The following is an 18,120-nucleotide window of genomic DNA, read 5'->3' as shown; positions in this document are numbered from 1 at the left end:
AAAGGACAAAAAATATCCATGCCTTACAAGTTGCTGTTTGTCTGCTTAGGTAACATCTGCCGATCGCCATCGGCAGAAAATATCATGAATCATTTAATTGAGCAAGCTGGCTTGAGCGATGGCATCTTCTGTGACTCTGCTGGTACATCTAGTTATCACATTGGTAGCCCACCAGACAGACGCATGAGTGCTGCGGCTGCTCACAAGTTGGGAATTAAACTGCGTGGTCAAGCACGCCAGTTTCAAAAGTCGGACTTTCAAGACTTTGATTTGATTTTGGCGATGGATCGAGAAAATTATGAGAACATCCTCGCTCTCGATCCCACTGAGCAATATCAGCATAAAGTGCGTTTGATGTGCGAGTTTTGCTCTCGACACACTTTAAAGGAAGTTCCAGATCCCTATTACGGTGGTGAAGAGGGATTTAATCAGGTTATTGATTTACTGATCGATGCTTGTGAAGGTCTGCTCACAAAAGTTAAAAGTGAAGAGTTATGAGTTAGAAGTAGAGACGCGATTAATCGCGTCTCTACAGGAGTTTGGAGTTTTAATTCCTCACTCCTCACTTTTAACTCCTAACTTTTATTCCACTAAACCATGTTTCATCGCAAAACGAACTAATTCGGCTCGGTTGCTGGTTGAGGTTTTTCTCAATAAACTGCTAACGTACTTTTCCACGGTTCGAGGACTCAGGTGTAACTGATGACCCATTTCGGCATTAGAAAGACCATGAGTCAATAACTCTAAGACTTCCTGTTCTCTATGAGTTAGGGCTAAGTGCAGATGGGGTTTCTGAATTTGAGTGGACAAAGAATTATGGGCATCTCCTGCTTTTGTCAAGCCGGAAATGCCTAAACTGTCTTTATGAGAAAAACGATACTCTGATTGGATAATTTGCGATCGCTCCAAAAGATTTCGGATTGCTGCTGCTAACTCTTCCAGTTCAAAAGGCTTGGGTAAGTATAAATCGCACCCTGATTGGTAGCCCAGAATTCTTTCTTGGGTCTTAATACGTGCCGTTAATAAAATCACAGGCAATAAACGAAACACTGGTTGCTGACGCACCCGGCGCACCAGTTCATAGCCATTCATCCGTGGCATCACAATATCGGTGACAATCAAATCAGGATGATACTCATCCACCATAAACAAAGCCTCTTGACCGTCATTAGCCGTGATCACTGAGTAGCCAGACAGTTCAAGATAGTCGCTAACAGACAGACGAGTGCCCAAATCATCATCCACTACAAGGATCGTCAAGGGCATGGATAATACACCCCTAGCATTTTTTTACTCAGAAATTTGCTTTTATGTACTCCATTAGTGAACACAGACAATAATAGTGTTCTTATGTTTCATACTATGACAGGATTACCAGCTAATTACTGCTCTCAGGGTTTATTTATAAAGAAAATCTTAAATCATTAGGAAGGTTAACGAAGTTTAAGCACCTTAGACTCCCTGTACTTAGGAGGTATTATAGAGAGCTTTGTGATTTGTAACAACTCATCAATCAAGCAGAATGAAGTTCACTAGCATCATCGCAATTCTTTTTCAGGACTTACGCAAAAAGGGAGTGAAAGTCTTGATTTTGGTATCAGCTAACTTATAAGTTGCTAGAAAACCTTAATTGTGAACTTAGAAAAGCTAAATTAGTGATATACAGTTCTCCATTTATAGCGGTTCTAAAGTACACCCTATAATTCATAAGCCAATCCAAATAATTTTTTAGGTACATTTAAAGCACACAAAATTATCAATGAGCGACAAGAACGAAGGTTACAAAGTTATTTGCGACAACCGTCAAGCCCGTTATTTGTATGAAATTCTAGAAACTTACGAAGCTGGAATTGAGTTGACAGGAACAGAGGTGAAGTCGATTCGTGCGGGTAAAGTCAATCTCCAAGATGGCTATGCTTTGCTTCGCAATGGCGAAGCATGGTTGATCAATGTGCATATCTCGCCTTACAACGCTAGTGGACAATATTTTAACCATGAACCACGACGCACACGCAAGCTATTATTGCATCGCCAAGAACTGCGTAAGCTAATTGGCAAAGTTGAACAGCAGGGTTTAACTTTAATCCCTTTGAAAATGTATCTTAAACGAGGCTGGCTAAAAGTGAGTATAGCCCTTGGCAAAGGTAAAAAGCTCCACGATAAGCGAGAAGACCTGAAACGACGACAAGACCAGCGTGACATTCAACGGGCAATGAAAAGCTATTAAAGAAGAATTCAGAATCCAGAACTCAGAATCAACACTTCGTCTACACTCAGGGTCAATCAGTGAAGGATTCATGCTGACCACCAAATTTAAAATATTGGTGGGGACTTAAAGGCTCAATTTATTCTGAATTCTGACTCCTGAATTCTGGCTCCTGAATTCTTTTGTCAGTTGTCATAACTAAAACAACTGACAAGTAATTCATGTTAATTTACTGCTGGTTCTGAGTTAGTTGAATTTGCCTGGTTTTGAGCTAAAGGTGTCCAGTAGCTAGCAATTAAGGCAACGATGAGCCACCAGAGGGTATTGACTTCAGGACGATACCAGACAGTATCTACAGTACCGTGAGCTAGCATACCCAACAAAATAGCGATCGCTCCGATTAACCAAAATCCATCTACACTTCTGATTTGTCGCAATCGTCGCACTTGCAAAAGTGCCGTATTAAATGTGACAATTATTAGCCACAGAAAACAAGCTAAACCAACAAAGCCAGTTTCTACAGTCACTTCAAACAATATAGAATAGGCGCTCAAAGCAGTGTAACGAGGGCGTTGGTAGAGGGGATAAACTTTATTAAAAGAGCCGTGACCAGGCCCAATGCCGAAAATCGGGCGATCGCGAATCATCTCAAAAACAGCATCCCAGACATTTCGGCGAAAATTATTACTGCTATCTTTCCGGTCGGCAAAAATACTGAAAACTCGCAGTCGCACTGGTTCTACAAATATCACTGCAAGCACCAATACGCCGATCAAACCTCCTAAAACAATCGGTATTGACCAAGTACGCCAAAAACGAGGCATTTCCACACTTTTCCAATAAACTAGCAATGCCATCACAGCTAAAATTGACACCACTAGTCCAATCCAACCGCCACGACTAAAAGTCAGAATTAGGCAGGAACTATTGACAATTAGCATTGTTAATGCTAAAGCTTTTTTAGGCCAGCTTTGCCATGCAAAAATTGCCACTAAGCTAAAAATTACTGCCGGTAGGAGGTATCCAGCCAATAAGTTGGGATTGCCTAAATAACTATAGACTCTTGTAGTCTTAGACATAGGAGATTCTGGATCGACCCAAGTTGCCAGTGCTGTGGCTCCAAAAAACCATTGCCGCAACCCGTATACACTGACAATTAGCGACACGTGCAGATAAAGGATGATAATCCAAGAACGGAGACGAGGCGACCTTAATACCCTGGCACAAAGGGTAAATAGTAGCAAATACAAGGTCAAGGTTCCCAAGTCGTTAAGTGCCGCTTTTTTCACTGGTGATAATGCTGTTGCGACTGCGGCAACTCCCCAGTAGAGCAATACCAGCAGGTGAATCGGAGTGACTGACGAGACATTTGCTGGTGTTACTTCATCAGATAAAGTCAACAACAGCCAAAATCCGACACAAGCCACCAGCAAAAAACCTACCAGCGTACTCGAAGCAAAAGGTGCTAGAGCATATATTGAGCTAAGTAAAGCTGCTGCGATCGCATCTCCCCACTGGAGTAAGATGCTAGTTTGCCGCCAAGAACTTAGTAGTCCCACCAGAGAGCGGTGTACATAACTGGTAGCAAGATATTCTTTGAGCGGTAAAGTTGATAGAGTAAATCGTTGCCAGACTAAATTCATAAAAAACATTGCGATCGATTAGTCTGCCGACGCAGAACTTGGAATCGATCATAATGCCTATAGCTATAAAAAAGTAATAACAGAGATTGCACATCCCGTGATGGCGCTCCTATTCCTAGCCATCAGCCAATAGGAAGTTAAGATAATTCTTCATATACTTTGTACAGCTTGACGTAAAATGGTGGCGAATTGAGGGTTGAAATTTAAAAGCATAGGTAAGCGCAGAAGCGCACAGAAAATTCGCTACGAACTAATGAAATATATAGAAAATACGTCTTTCCCAATCTCTATTACCCCTTATCTCCAGAGGGGACCCCACCTTCCCCAATCCCCACGATTAGACATCGTTAATTGCTTGTGAGGAAGTCGCAAGTTGCAGTGGCAAAGAAAGCACATAACGATATCCTGATTCTGGTGAACCCTGAATCAAAATGTGTCCACCATGCAATTCTGCCAGTTGACAACTTAGTAACAGACCCAAACTTTCACGAGAAAGACTTCCATGTGATTTAGCTAAATTTATACCTGAACTAGTAGCAAAGAAATTTGAGTGGGAATCCCTCAAGTTTTTAGAATTGTCCACTGCTACTGGTGAAGTATCTAGTTGCTCTTGTCTTTCTGTATGAGTATTGTAAGTTGCTAGCTCACCTGTAAGCTCCAGCAGTGACAAAGAATTGAGACGGAAGTAAGGATCGACCTCGGTTATGCCGTCTCCTAACCAGGGATGAGAAACCCAAATAGTAATGTTGAGCGCATCTTCTTTGTAAGAAACATGAATGCGAACAATGCTACCTGTAGCGGAAAGTTGAATCACACTAAAAACCAGGTGATAGAGGATTTGCCGCACCTTGTCTTTATCTAAAGGCCAAATGCGACTGCGACCCGGTTCTATAGACAAGCGAATATCTTGCTCGCGGCGATTAGCTACTTCTTCAAGAGTATTGATAGCTTGTTGGCATAGCATTTCAATATCCACGGGAGCTAGATTTAGCACAGTTGAGTTTTCCTCCATAGCTCCTAGTTCGGTAATTTCGTTTACTAGGGAAAGTAAGTACCGACCACTGTGTTGGATAATTTCCAAATATTCTCTCTGCTTAGTCGTCAAAGGCCCATAAATCTCACGTCCTAAAACACTAGCCATACCAAGTACGGATGTTAAAGGTGTGCGTAACTCCTGAGTTAGCTGACTCAAAAGTTCTAGCTTCAGTTGCTTAGTAGAAACAGAGTCGCTATCTTGAGTGGATGCAGTGATTTTAATCTCGGTGTTACGTTCTTCATTTAGTGAAAATATCGGAACGTTCTTGGCAGTGCTTGATTCGAGTTTCCCTTGCAAGAGTCGGTTACGTTCAAATTCACTCATGCTCCAACGAGCGATGATTTGTAAAAACTCAATGTCTCGGGTTGTAAAATTGCGCGGCATTAAATCCATCACCGCCAATGCACCCAAACAATGTCCCTCAGCATCAATCAATGGCGCTCCTAAATAAGCACGAATACCATAATCTTGCACTAACTTGCTGCTAGCAAGTACTGGATCTGTAAGTTTATGTGTATCATTAATTACAAATACTTGAAAGCTATCTACTACCTGAGTGCAAAATGATTCCCGGCGTAGTAGTTGGCGGCTTTGTGCTAGATGATTCATTAGCCCCAGCCGAGATAAGCCTACCGCCGATTTGAACCAATGGCGTTCTTGATCCACAAATCCCAATATGGAAATTGGTGCTTCCAAAAAATGGGCAGCAGTCTGCGTGGCTTCTTCAAAAACCGGAATCGTTTCTGCTTGCCGCAAACCTAAATCCGACAAAGCTTTGAGGCGTTGTTGTTCTCTTGATTCATGAGAATCCCAACCATCCTTTAGGGCAAATAATTTGTTTTCAGGCTCTATCATTGCCACTGCTACCTTAATAATTTCTCGATCGTGTAATTGATCCAAGTCCTATTTCTCGGTTATCAATTGCTATTTTTAAGCATTCCCTAATTTTGCTCCCGACAAACAAATTTAGGGCAAAATTTTTTTCTCGCTTCCATTCAGCCGAGATGTCGTGTCCGCTAGTTCCTAGTTACTGATGCTGAATGTTCTTTATTTAGCACTGTTGTAGTCCTTATCGCTTGATATTTTGCAATCAGACTGCGTTAGATTTGGATTCAGCCAGGGTAAGCTAATGCTAAGGACACAATACAAAGGAGCTTTATTCTTTATGTATATAAGGGAAAATTTTCACTGGGTAATTCGCGGTAAATTTACTTAAAGCAATTCCTATATTAGTGTAATTAGATGTAGATATTTTACTGATAACAGCTAGCAGCCAGAGATGATAATCCTATAGAAAGCGATTCCCAAAATCTAAAATCGTTCGACTGAGCGTAGCCTTAGCTCTTCGGGGAAGCAAGCTAAACGTAGCGTTCTGTAGGAAAGTCTAAAATCCAAAATGGTATTAGAGTGGCGGCTTCAGAGAAGTCTGATGGCAACTTCCGGCGATCGAATGAATAGGACGTGATTTTGAATTACCCATAGCCGACTAAATAATCGATCTAAGCCTTTATCCAATAGATTAAATCTATTACAATTTCACGCCGAAAATTGTACGTATTTTTATATTTTTTCCATGCGAGGAAACATTTTTTGAGGACGAGTGATAATGAATAAAATGACTATTAGAGTTCCCTTTGTAGACCTGAAGTTACAACATGAACCAATTCAAACGCAATTACAAGATGCAATCCAATCTGTATTGGAACGGGGAGATTTTATTTTAGGACAAGCACTCTCAGATTTTGAAGCAGCATTTGCGGCAGTATCTGGTACAGCTTATGGAGTTGGTGTGGCATCAGGAACAGATGCGATCGCTCTGGGATTGCAAGCGTGTAATATTGGTGCTGGCGATGAAGTAATTTTACCCGCAAATACTTTTATCGCCACCTTAATTGGGGTGCTACGCGCTGGTGCTAAACCAATTTTGGTAGATTGCGATCGCCAAACAGCTTTAATTGATTTAAGAGAAGCAGCAAAGGCAATTACGCCTCAGACTAAAGCAATTATCCCTGTGCATCTCTATGGGCAGATGGTATCACCACGCGAGTTAGTTAAATTTGCCGATACCTACAAACTACTAATTTTTGAAGATGCCGCCCAAGCACATCTCGCCGAAAGAGACGGATATCACGCTGGTTCAGTAGGCATAGCAGCAGCTTTTAGTTTCTATCCCAGCAAAAATTTGGGAGCATTTGGGGATGGAGGAATGCTGCTGACACAAGATGCAGATGTAGCCCAAAAGATGGTGCGCTTGCGAAATTATGGTGCATCGCAAAAGTATTTTCATACAGAATCAGGTACGAATAGCCGCTTGGATACTTTACAAGCAGCAATTTTGCACAAAAAACTCCCATATTTGCCACAGTGGAATTGCGATCGCCTGACTATTGCCCAACAGTACGATCGTGAACTAGCACCCTTGGCAACTGCTGGAATTATCCCTATAGAAAATCAAAGTGACACAGGACACGTTTATCATCTTTATGTGATTAAAGTAGATGATTCTTGCCCAATCGAACGCCAGCAACTCCAAGAAAAACTCACAGCAGCAGGGATTCAAACTGGCATTCATTACCCAATTCCTTGTCATCTCCAGCCAGCATTCACCAACTTAGGCTATCAACCGGGAGATTTTCCCCAAGCAGAGAAGTTGTCAAAGCAGATATTATCATTACCGATGTATCCTGGTTTGAGTAGTAGCCAAGTTAAAGAAGTTGTAGCAGCGATCGCCAATGCAGTCTCAACGAGTTATCAGGCAGATAATCTATCTCCTGCTAACCTTGACAGCGTGGTAGCCTGAAGTTAATTCATACTTAATGTGCATACATTTGTCCTTTGTCATTTATCCTTTGCAAATGACCAATGACCAATGACCAATGACCAATGACTAATACTGAAAATCATGGCACTCCAGCAACAGGTTAAAAATATAAACGCATCAGGCTTGTTAAATCTAGCTATTGTAGGCGTTTTGCTGCTGCTTTATGCTCCAATATTGCTACACTGGTTGGATGGTTGGCTGCACAAAAATATTAGTACAGAACACGAATATTTCAGCCACGGGATTATTGGTTTACCATTTGCGGCTTATCTGGGTTGGATAAACCGGAAAAAGTGGAAACGTTTGCCAGATACCATCAACCCTTTGGGCGCTGTTTTATTGTTAATCGGGGCAGTTTTTTATCTTAGCGGTGTTACAGAGTGGGTTAACCTTTCCTTACCCGTTATATTAATCGGATTATGCTTGTGGTTTAAGGGAATAGCAGGTTTGCGATTACAAGGATTCCCCCTACTACTAGTATTTTTAGCAACCCCAACAGCATTACCCTATCTCATTGCTCCCTATACCATGCCTCTCCAAAGCTTCATCGCTGGCACAGCAGGTTTCATACTGAATCAATTTGGTATGGAAGTAACCGTAGATGAGATCAATCTTTACGTGGGAGGACGGATTGTAGAAGTTGCTCCCTATTGTGCAGGGTTGAAAATGTTGTTTACTACTTTCTACGTTGGCTTGATGCTGCTTTATTGGACAGATGCTTTGTCATCGCGGCGCACAACTATATCGTTTTTATCTCTGGCTGCGATCGTTAGTATCAGTGCCAATATCATTCGTAATACTTTACTGACTTTCTTTCACGGCACAGGTCAAGAAGGGGCTTTTAAGTGGCTGCATGAGGGTTGGGGTGGCGATCTTTACTCTGCTTGTATGCTGGTGTCACTAGTACCCTTACTAAATTGGATTAATAACTATTTTTCAGCATCTCTAGAAACTGAGCAAGAAGCAGAAAGTTAGAAGTATTGGGTATTAGGCGTTAGGAGTGCTGAGTTAAGAGTTAGGAGTTAGGAGTTAGATAAATAGTTTGAAAACACGCCCTAGCTTGGAATGACAAGTGTTTAACCGGACATGATATTAAGGCTTAACTAAACTGTATTGACCTTTTACCCAATTTATGCATTGCAACTGAACACTCAGACATTCCCACTTCTAGCAATTAGAGTCACAATTGCCCTCACTAACTCCTCTGGTTCGACGGGTTTGGACAAATGCTTTTGAAACCCTGATTCAAGTGCTTGTTGCTGGTTGATTTCTCCCGCATAAGCAGTTAAAGCGATCGCTAGAATTTGTTTGACTTGGTTTGCTTGCAATGCCTTAACTTGACGCATCAGCATATAGCCATTTGTCTCTGGCATCCCAATATCACTGAGTAGTATATCTGGCTCGGACTCTGCCAAGACTTGCAGTGCTTCTTTTGCTGATGTCGCAGCTGTCACCATTGCTCCAGCCTGTTCTAGGACAAATGTGTGGAATTCACGGCTATCATCATCATCATCTACAACTAAGATGTGGATACCTGCAAGGATTTCAGTTGAAAGAGCCGGATTTAATGCAGCAATATCTATGTGTTGTTTTGGGGTTAAATCTTTTTTAATTAGCGGTATCCTGACTCGGAAAATAGCTCCTTGCCCTTCACCTAAACTTTCTGCCAAAATTGTGCCGCCATGTAGTTCTATCAAATGACGGACAATTGCTAACCCTAACCCCAAGCCACCAAATTTTCGGGTTGTCGTGCCGTCAGCCTGACGAAAATATTCAAATACATAAGGGAGAAAATCAGGGGTGATTCCCTTACCTGTGTCGCTGACGGTAATTTGAGCTTGAGTGTCAAAGCGATCGAGTTGAATATCAATTTTTCCACCTTCAGGAGTGAATTTAACGGCATTGGATAAGAGATTCCAAATAACTTGTTGTAAACGACTGGAATCACCTAAAACGTGTCCTAAAGAAGCATCCAGTATGGTTTGAATTTGAATATTTTTAGCTTCTGCTGCTAAACGTACTGTTTCCAATCCCCCTTCAATCACAAGCACTAGGTTGACAGGAAACATCTTCAGGTTGAGCTTGCCTTGTAATATCCGAGAGACATCCAACAAATCTTCAATTAGTTGAGCTTGTAATTTAGCATTCCGCTCGATGGTTGCGATCGCTTTCTTCAGAGCTACTGCGTCAAACTCACGAGTTTGTAAGAGTCTCGCCCAACCAAGAATCGGATTGAGAGGCGATCGCAATTCATGGGAAAGCACCGCCAGAAACTCATCTTTAATCCGGTTGGCTCTTTCAGCTTCGGTTCTGGCAGCTTGCTCAAGTTCCAAGAGGCGATCGCGTTCGGCTTCTGCGACTTTGCGTTCGGTAATGTCAATTACTGAGCCGATGTAACCTTTAAACTCACCGTCTACTCCAAACCACGGATTAGCGGCATCGATGCAAGAGCGATATTTGCCATCTTTGCGCCGCAAGCGGTACTCCATACGGAAAGCCGAGCAGCTGCTATTCGCTTCCAGAAAAACATTCCTAACATCATGGTAATCTTCTGGATGCACAGCATTTAACCAGCCAAATCCCAGACCCATTTCCTCACTCTGACCTGTAAAATCGTACCAGCTTTGACTAAGGTAAGTGCAGTAGCTATTGGTGTCTGTAACCCAAACCATGAAGGGGGCATTATCAGCCATGTTGCGGAACTTTTCTTCGCTTTGCCGAAGTGCTTTTTCTGCTTGTTTGCGATCGCTAATCTCTGTCACAAAAATGCTTACTCCTTCTGCAAAGGGATAGACGCGATTCTCAAACCAACGCTGCCAAGCCGGATAAAAGTATTCAAACTGAATAACGGTGTTTTGAGCGAACGCTCGATGAACCTGGGTATCAAACTCGCTTTCAACCACATCGGGAAACACTTCCCAAATGATTCTACCTAGCAACTCTTCCTTTGGAATGCCCACAATTTCTGCTACTTGTTCGTTGACAAAGGTATAACGCCACTCTCGATCCAACACAAAGAACTGGTCTTGAATGCCAGCTATCACAGTCTCTAGGTGTGCTTTTGCTACCTCAGCTTCAATTCGCAGCCCTTGCTCGCGTTCCATTGCCTCCTGGCGAAGACGAGCCATTTTTAGGGCTGCTTCTACCCGCGCCAACAATTCACGGGCAGAGAACGGTTTAATTAGATAATCATCGGCTCCCGCTTCTAACCCTTCCACCCGTGCCTCTTCCCCCGCCCGTGCCGACAACAAGATAATCGGAACTTTTTGCGTCTGCGGATCGGCTCGTAATGCTTGCAGTAATCCAAAGCCATCTAATCCAGGCATCATCACATCTGTCAATACCAAATCTGGGATACGCCCACGAGCAGAATCTAAAGCAGCTAAACCGTCTGGCACTGCTTCCACCTCATATTGCTGACTTAATAGCCGCTTGACATAATCGCGCATATCTGCGTTATCGTCAGCTAGGAGAATGCGGGCAGGGGAGGCAGGGGAGGCAGGGGAAGAATTTATAATATATGTGTAGTCTTCTTGAACAATTTCTTCTCCCCCTGCTTCTCTTCTCCCCCTGCTCCCCCTGCTCTCTTCTTCCGGTAGCCAACGCAGGGCTTCTTCTAGATAAGGTCTTGCACCTAATGCGGTTGAAGCTAAAGTGCGAGGGGCGCTAATCCGGTCTGGAGGCAAATGAGCAGATCCTGTGGGGATTGACACAGTAAAGCAACTGCCAAATCCGAGAACACTGGTAACATGAACTGTTCCACCATGCATTTGCACCAATTCTTTTACCAGTGACAATCCAATTCCTGACCCTTCAAAAGTACGTCCTTGCGCCCCTTTGACGCGGTGGAATCGTTCAAAAAGGTGGGGGATTTCTGCTGCTGGAATACCGATGCCGGTGTCTTTGACTGCGAACTCAATACGAGCGTTTAACCACTGCAAACTAACCGCAATCTCTCCAATCATGGTGAACTTGAAGGCATTCGAGAGCAGGTTAAGAACAATCTTTTCCCACATCTCCCGATCTACATATACTGGTGCTGGCAGGGAAGGACAATTTACTGATAACTGCATCCCGGCTCGTTCTACGGTGGAACGAAATACACTAGCTAGTTCTGCGGTGAAGATAGCCAGATTGGTGGGTTGGTATGAGGCTTGAACCCGTCCGGCTTCAATGCGTGAAAAATCTAGCAAGCTGTTGACTAGTTTCAGCAGCCGAAGTCCGTTGCGTTGTACCATTTCTAACTGCTCTCGTTCTTTGACTGGAAGCAGAGTGGCACAATTGATTAAGGTTTCCTCTAATGGCCCTAACATCAGGGTAAGTGGGGTACGGAACTCATGGCTGACGTTGGTAAAAAAGACGGTTTTTGCCCGATCGATTTCTGTTAAGGCTTCAGCGCGTTTGCGTTCTTCCTCGTAAGCTTGGGCGTTAGCGATGCTGGCAGCAATTTGAGCCGCAACTAAATCGATGAATCCTTGATAATTGTCGTCGAATAGCCTGAAGGGGTTCAAACCAACAATTAATATACCAGCTTTTCCAGTTTGACCGGATGGGGCAATGGGTACTGCGATCGCTTGATGGGGCGATCGCTGCCAAACACCACAAGGTAAACTACTAAAAGATACTTCCAAATTGGAAATCAGTTTTGCTTGATGGGTTCTACTCACTTCTGCAAAAGGCCAAACTCCATCAGCATCAAGAGCCACTGTTTTGGGAACTGCTACGTGGTTTTCCTCGATGCGGCACGTTCCAGCCAGAAAAACTTCCTGCTTCTCAGGATCGACCAGATAAATCATTGCGAAAGGGACATCGTAAGGGTTGCTCTCCAGACAACTTGCACTCAATGTACAGGCTTCATCGAATGTCCGCGCGTCTGCCGTCCTCGCCGCTAGTTCGCGCAAAAGTGCCAACTGACGCTCACCGATAATCCGTTGCGTGTCGTCTGTGTTAGCGCAGATGATCCCACCTGTGTCGCCGCGATCGTTAGGAACCGGGCTATATGAAAAAGTGTAATAGGTTTCCTCCGGGTAGCCATTACGCTCCATAATTAGCAGCAGGGCTTCGTCGTAAGTGCCCTCATTCTTCACCATTGCTGATTCAGCTCGAGGCCCAACCTGATCCCATATTTCCCGCCACACATCAGAAGCTGGCTGCCCTAGCGCTTCTGGATGTTTGCCGCCAATAATAGCTTTGTAAGCGTCATTGTAAAGGTTAATCAGGTCTTCGCCCCACCAAACAAACATCGCTTGACGGCAAGTTAGCATAATCCGCACGGCAGTTTTCAAACTTTGTGGCCAGTGCTGTGTTGGGCCAAGGGATGTTTTTGACCAATCGTATTCTCGCATCCTAGCGCCCATTTCACCCCCGCCGAGAAGGAAATTTACGTCGGCGTTACTTGCTGACGTTGACTCGTTCTTCATTAATTCCTCTCGATTAGTCATGCGTCGCTTACAGGCTACATTTGTGGTTGTCTTTTAGGAAAAATTCTCTATTTAAACGCCCAAACTTTGCTCAAACTGTTCCTCCTTTTCAAAGCATTATTCAAAGAGGGCGGTTTTCGCTACTTAAGTCTAGCCTAATTGTGTAGTGCCTGTAATGCTTCCCGAAGCCCAAAATTCTGGTGTGCGGGCGATCGTTTTAGCAATTCAATGCCAATCGGAAACCAATATTGGATCGAGTCGAGTTAAAATCATGACGGAAAGAAGCCCATAACTCCTAAATATGTGTCTCTGTGCAAGATGCATATATGGTTCACACAGATGATAAAAATTACAAATTTCAACAGTGCCGGTAAACTGACCGCTCTTTTGTTTTTGATAACTCTCTTCCTCACACCTTGCGTGATTGTAAATGCCGGGGAACGTGGTGTATTAATGAAATTTGGCGAAGTCCAAAACCAGATATTAGGAGAAGGACTTCACTTAATTATTCCTGTAGTCAATACTGTAAAAAAGTTGAGTATTAGAGTCCAAAAGCAGGAAATTTCTGCTGAGGCTTCTTCCAAAGATTTACAAAATGTTTTCGCTGATGTAGCTCTCAATTGGCATATTGTTCCCCAAGAAGCCAATGCCATATTTCAAGAAATTGGAGATGAACAAAATGTAGTTATTCGGATTATTAATCCAGCCGTTGAAGAAGTAGTAAAAGCAGTGATGGCAAAGTATACTGCTGAAGAAATTATTACTAAACGAGGAGAAGTCAAAAGTGGAATAGATGATGCATTGTCCACGCGACTTGGTAGCTATCACGTTGCAGTTGATGATATTTCTCTAGTTCATGTCCATTTTTCAGAACGATTTGGTGAGGCGGTGGAGGCGAAGCAGATTGCTGAACAAGAAGCAAAACAAGCAGAGTTTATCGCATTGAAAGCAACAAAAGAGGCTGAAGCAAAAGTTAATTTAGCCAAAGGAGAGGCTGAGGCACATAGATTATTACGTGATGGTTTAACTCCAGAAATCCTGCAAAGACAAGCAATAGAAAAATGGAATGGTAAGCTGCCATTAATTGTCAGTAAGGAGGTTCCAAAATTGCTGAATTTTAGTGAGCTTTTAAAATTTGACGAAAATTGATCTTCTTCTTCGCAGGGCTGGGTCTTACAAAAAAGCAGGAGGTTAGAAGTATCAATTGAAAGTAAGGTTGCAAGGTTATTGCCCAGTTCATCAAAAGAATTATACCGAGACGCGCTTCCTCGTGGTACAAAGCATCCTTACTTCAATCCCACGTTTTTAAACGTGGGTTCCTCCTACCTCCTGAAAAATCAAATCAATATATCTAAGGTAATTAGTTACCCTTGGTTACAGTATCTCCGGGACCGGCGGTGACAATTACCAGATTTTCTGGCTTAATTAAATCTGCAATTGCCTTTTGGATGTCAGCCATAGTGACTGCTTGAATTTGCTTAGGAAAATCCCGGATTTCTGACCGTGAAAGCCCTAAAACAGCATTATCCAAAATGATACTTGAGACACTACTAGGATTAGCTAAATCCACGGGGTAGCTATTGGTAATTGAGCGTTTTGCTGTGTTGAATTCCGCCTCAGTTACTCCTTGTTCGCGCAACTGTTTGAGTAAAGCCAGAGTACTAGCGATCGCTTTTTGGGCATCTCCAGGAGCAGTCTGCATTTGAATCAAGAACGGGCCGGGATTAATGCCGGCGGCAAAACCACTGTATATACCATAAGTTAAACCTTGGCGATCGCGCACTTCCGTACCCAGGCGGCTGGCTAAGGTATCACCACCCAAAATTTGATTTAGCACCAGTGCGGCATAATAACGTGGATCTTTCCGAGAGATGCCACTGTAGCCGATGTAAGTAACAGCCTCAGATTTACCGGGAATTACTTTGTTTAAACGTGTCAAAGTTTGCGGTAATGGCACTGTCTGTATTTTGAGAACAGGTGGCTTACCTGGGGCTTGCCATTTATCAAACACCTGATTCAGCAAAGCTTTTACCTTAACGGAATCAAAGTCTCCAACTATTGCGATCGTTGTGGTATCTGGTCGGTAGTGTGTCTGATAGAAGCCAAGTAAATCATCACGAGTAACGCTCTTTAAACTCTCGGCTGTGGGAAAGCTATGGAATGGATGATTTTCAGGGTAAATTGTCTGCTGGAATACTTGCCGTCCCAAACCTCTAGGGTCATCTAGCTGAACTTTCAGACTTGTTAATGCGCGCTGGCGACTCAGTTCTAATTGGTCGGCGGGGAAAGTGGCGTTTTTTAACACATCTGCCAGAGTTTGAATCAATATAGGCAGATTTGCTGAAAGTCCCTCACCACTAACGCTAGTTCCCTCGCGGCTAGCACTGAAGCTCAAACCGGCTCCCAAGTCTTCTAAGGTTTTTGCTAGGGTGAGAGCATTTTTAGTCTGCGTCCCATTCATTAAGTTATTTGCAGTTAGATTCGCTAATCCAGCTTTTTGATTGCCATCAAATTCAGTACCAGCATTAATTTGTCCACTCAGGTTAATGGTGGGAAGATTGCGATCGCTCAACAGCAGAACCTTCAAACCATTATTTAAGGTAAACTCTTCTGGTAGCGATTGTTTAGTTGAATCTGTCTCTGATGTGGCAGGTGGCAAATATTTCGCCAGTTCTGCTGGATCTACAGGCTTACCAGGGCTGAAATTTTCCACCGTGCGGCTAGAACCAGCGTTAGAAGTTCCTGGTTTACCATCTGGTTGAGTCGGCTCAAAGAAACCGATAGTTTGTTGAGCCGGATTGAGGTAAGTTTTTGCTGCTTTCTGGACTTGAGCCGGGGTAACTTTAGCGATCGCAGCCAAATAGGTTTCAATAAAATGATAATCCCCTGCGATCGTTTGGTTATATCCCAGTTGATTCGCCTGACTAGTGATATCTTGGTTCCCCAAAATATATGAGGCTTGCAGTTGCGTCTTCGCCCGGTTCAACTCTTCTGAGGTGACAGGCTGCTGTTGCAATTTTACTAAAGATTCTTGGAGTACCTGGGCAATTTTCCCCAACTCTTGACCGGGAGCCGCCGTAGCATCAATTTCATACCAACCTGGTTCAATCAGTTCGGCAGCACCGCCACTCACTGAACTAGCGAGTCCAGATTCCACCAAAGCCTGATAAAGCCGAGAACTACGTCCACCTGTAAGAATGGCATCCATCAAATCAATTGCCGGCACATCAGGATGTTTGATATCTGGCAGAGGATACACCGTTTGCAATAATGCTGCACTTCCAGGTTGCTTGAGGACAATCGGTGCTTTTTTAGCAACAGGGGTAGATGGCGAAGCGTCGGTAACGGCAGAAGATACTGAGGAATTATCAATGGCTCTAGTTGTATCATTCTGTACCGGATTCTTTTTGGCTCGTTGCGATAACTTACCAAAAGTTTCTTTTACAACTTTGAGCGCAGGTTCTGTGGCAAAATCCCCAGTAATTACCAACGTGGCATTTTCTGGGCTGTAGTAGGTTTGGTAATAATTCCGTACCTGCTCAACCGTGAATTTCTCTACATCAGCTTTTGTGCCTCCCACCGATAAGCCATAAGCTCGATTGGGGAAAGCCGCTCGCATCACTGCCCGACTCAGACGATAGCCTGGTGAATTTTCGTACCCTTGTAACTCGGAAATCACCACCCGCTTTTCACTGGTGAGTTGTTCAGTCCCAATTAAAGAGTTTTCCATGCGATCGGCTTCCAGTGTCAGCAGTGCTTCTAATTTGTCTCGCTGCACAGTGCCAAAGTAAGATGTTTCGTCATAACTAGTAAAAGCATTGAACTGGCTACCCAAAGCACTAAACAACCGTCCAAACTGTACTGGACGGTCATTTGTGCCTTTGAACATCAAATGTTCTAGCTGGTGAGAAATACCATTCTCTCCCTTAACCTCGTTGCGTGAACCAACTTTATACCAAACTTGCACGCTGACCACTGGAGCAGTATGAACTTCTTTGGTTAGCACCGTTAAGCCGTTATCTAATACCGTTTTTTGCACTCCTTGGGTGAATGAGAGAGCAGAGACGGGCGGTGCTGCTGTTGGTGTTGCAGCATTGGTGAAATTACCTGACAAAGGCCCGATAGTTAAAAGAAGGCTGAGGAAAAATCCTAGAATCATGTACGATCGCCGTTTCATAAGCAATACAAAATTTCCCGGTTTAAAATAAAACCCCGAAGAGTATTTCAAAATCTAAATCTAACTCAAGTTGCTAGTGCGCTGTGGCGGAAGTTTGCCTACTTTTAACAAGTTGCTCAAGCAATTTGTTTGGTTTATTGAACTAGTAGATGAATTTACACCATTAAATTTACTGAGGTTAATGAAGTTTGGAGATAAAATTTTTACGGAATATCAGAAATTATTGCAAGTATATTAATAACCTTTACAATGTGTTCCATTTGACACGATTTTCGGGATATCATTTTTTTAAATTGGTATTAGAAGTGTTGTCATCCTATATAAAACAGGTATCTCCGTCAAACTAGCAATAACTTTTTAAGATATGCAAACAACAAACTTAATTGGATCGTTTACATTAGGTATGCTGTTAACAGCAATACCTGTATTATCTGCGAAAGCCTCAGAAGCAGTACCGAACTTGTACCAACTTCGATGCAAGAATATTAGCATTACTTATTCAACCACAAGCTTTGGTGGTAAGCCCCTTTTTACCTATAGAGATCAGCAACAGACATTAAACTTTCAAGGTACTGATGAGATCCGTAGTGTAGAAACAGAAATTGGTACACTAGTAACTGTAACTATCCGTAAGACAGTAGATACAGGCAATACCGTGTTTACCTTGATCTTACCCCGTGTAAACCTTGGAAAAAGCAACTCAGCGCCAGTTGAAATTAAGGCAATTACAACAACAAATCTCTTTTCTGTGATTCCTAAATTCAACCAGGGGCAAAGACAAACCTATACAACAATCAATTTGATTGGTACAGCCCAA

General features: G+C 43.1%; 11 protein-coding genes. 6 read left to right on the top strand and 5 right to left on the bottom strand.

Features of this window, described 5'->3' with window-relative positions:
• Positions 1 to 18 precede the first annotated feature (18 nt).
• Positions 19 to 498 carry a low molecular weight protein-tyrosine-phosphatase gene (locus HWQ37_RS24070; protein WP_292751867.1) on the top strand — a complete coding sequence of 160 codons (480 nt, stop codon included), beginning with the start codon at positions 19 to 21 and terminating at the stop codon, positions 496 to 498.
• A gap of 84 nt (positions 499 to 582) precedes the next feature.
• Here HWQ37_RS24070 and HWQ37_RS24065 read toward each other — a convergent pair whose 3' ends face one another.
• Entirely contained in the window at positions 583 to 1,266 is a 684-nt protein-coding gene (locus HWQ37_RS24065) for a response regulator transcription factor (protein WP_292751827.1), read from the bottom strand.
• A 493-nt stretch (positions 1,267 to 1,759) separates the two neighbouring features.
• Here HWQ37_RS24065 and smpB point away from each other — a divergent pair, with 493 nt between their 5' ends.
• Positions 1,760 to 2,227, top strand: a complete 468-nt coding sequence (gene smpB / locus HWQ37_RS24060; protein WP_094349892.1) for an SsrA-binding protein SmpB — start codon at positions 1,760 to 1,762, stop codon at positions 2,225 to 2,227.
• A gap of 203 nt (positions 2,228 to 2,430) precedes the next feature.
• On the opposite strand, the gene HWQ37_RS24055 is transcribed toward smpB, so the two are convergent.
• Both HWQ37_RS24055 and HWQ37_RS24050 read right to left on the bottom strand, forming a co-directional pair.
• A complete protein-coding gene (locus HWQ37_RS24055) occupies positions 2,431 to 3,849 on the bottom strand; it encodes an IctB family putative bicarbonate transporter (RefSeq protein ID WP_292751825.1) in 1,419 nt (472 codons plus the stop codon).
• A gap of 337 nt (positions 3,850 to 4,186) precedes the next feature.
• Positions 4,187 to 5,740: a GAF domain-containing sensor histidine kinase gene (locus tag HWQ37_RS24050; protein WP_292751864.1), complete on the bottom strand. Its 1,554-nt coding sequence runs from the start codon at positions 5,738 to 5,740 to the stop codon at positions 4,187 to 4,189.
• 751 nt (positions 5,741 to 6,491) lie between these two features.
• On the opposite strand from HWQ37_RS24050, the gene HWQ37_RS24045 reads away from it, so the two are divergent.
• A complete protein-coding gene (locus tag HWQ37_RS24045) occupies positions 6,492 to 7,685 on the top strand; it encodes a DegT/DnrJ/EryC1/StrS family aminotransferase (RefSeq protein ID WP_292751821.1) in 1,194 nt (397 codons plus the stop codon).
• A gap of 102 nt (positions 7,686 to 7,787) precedes the next feature.
• Positions 7,788 to 8,681, top strand: a complete 894-nt coding sequence (crtB, locus tag HWQ37_RS24040) for a cyanoexosortase B (protein ID WP_292751818.1) — start codon at positions 7,788 to 7,790, stop codon at positions 8,679 to 8,681.
• Between the two features lie 176 nt (positions 8,682 to 8,857).
• Here the strand turns inward: crtB and HWQ37_RS24035 are convergent, their stop codons facing one another.
• Positions 8,858 to 13,126, bottom strand: a complete 4,269-nt coding sequence (locus tag HWQ37_RS24035) for an ATP-binding protein (RefSeq protein WP_292751815.1) — start codon at positions 13,124 to 13,126, stop codon at positions 8,858 to 8,860.
• A 339-nt stretch (positions 13,127 to 13,465) separates the two neighbouring features.
• Here HWQ37_RS24035 and HWQ37_RS24030 point away from each other — a divergent pair, with 339 nt between their 5' ends.
• The gene (locus HWQ37_RS24030) at positions 13,466 to 14,275 is read left to right on the top strand and encodes a prohibitin family protein (protein WP_292751812.1); all 810 of its coding nucleotides are present in this window, start codon (positions 13,466 to 13,468) and stop codon (positions 14,273 to 14,275) included.
• Between the two features lie 211 nt (positions 14,276 to 14,486).
• Here HWQ37_RS24030 and HWQ37_RS24025 read toward each other — a convergent pair whose 3' ends face one another.
• Positions 14,487 to 17,303, bottom strand: coding sequence for a M16 family metallopeptidase (locus HWQ37_RS24025; RefSeq protein WP_292751809.1), 2,817 nt, complete (start codon positions 17,301 to 17,303; stop codon positions 14,487 to 14,489).
• 364 nt (positions 17,304 to 17,667) lie between these two features.
• Between HWQ37_RS24025 and HWQ37_RS24020 the strand changes: the two genes are divergently transcribed.
• Positions 17,668 to 18,120, top strand: a 453-nt coding sequence (locus tag HWQ37_RS24020; protein ID WP_292751806.1) for a hypothetical protein, incomplete at its 3' end; no start/stop codon positions are given.

Source organism: Nostoc sp. NMS4 (genome assembly GCF_017115095.1).
Taxonomy (GTDB): domain Bacteria; phylum Cyanobacteriota; class Cyanobacteriia; order Cyanobacteriales; family Nostocaceae; genus Nostoc.
This window is presented reverse-complemented; position numbering and strand designations above follow the sequence as displayed.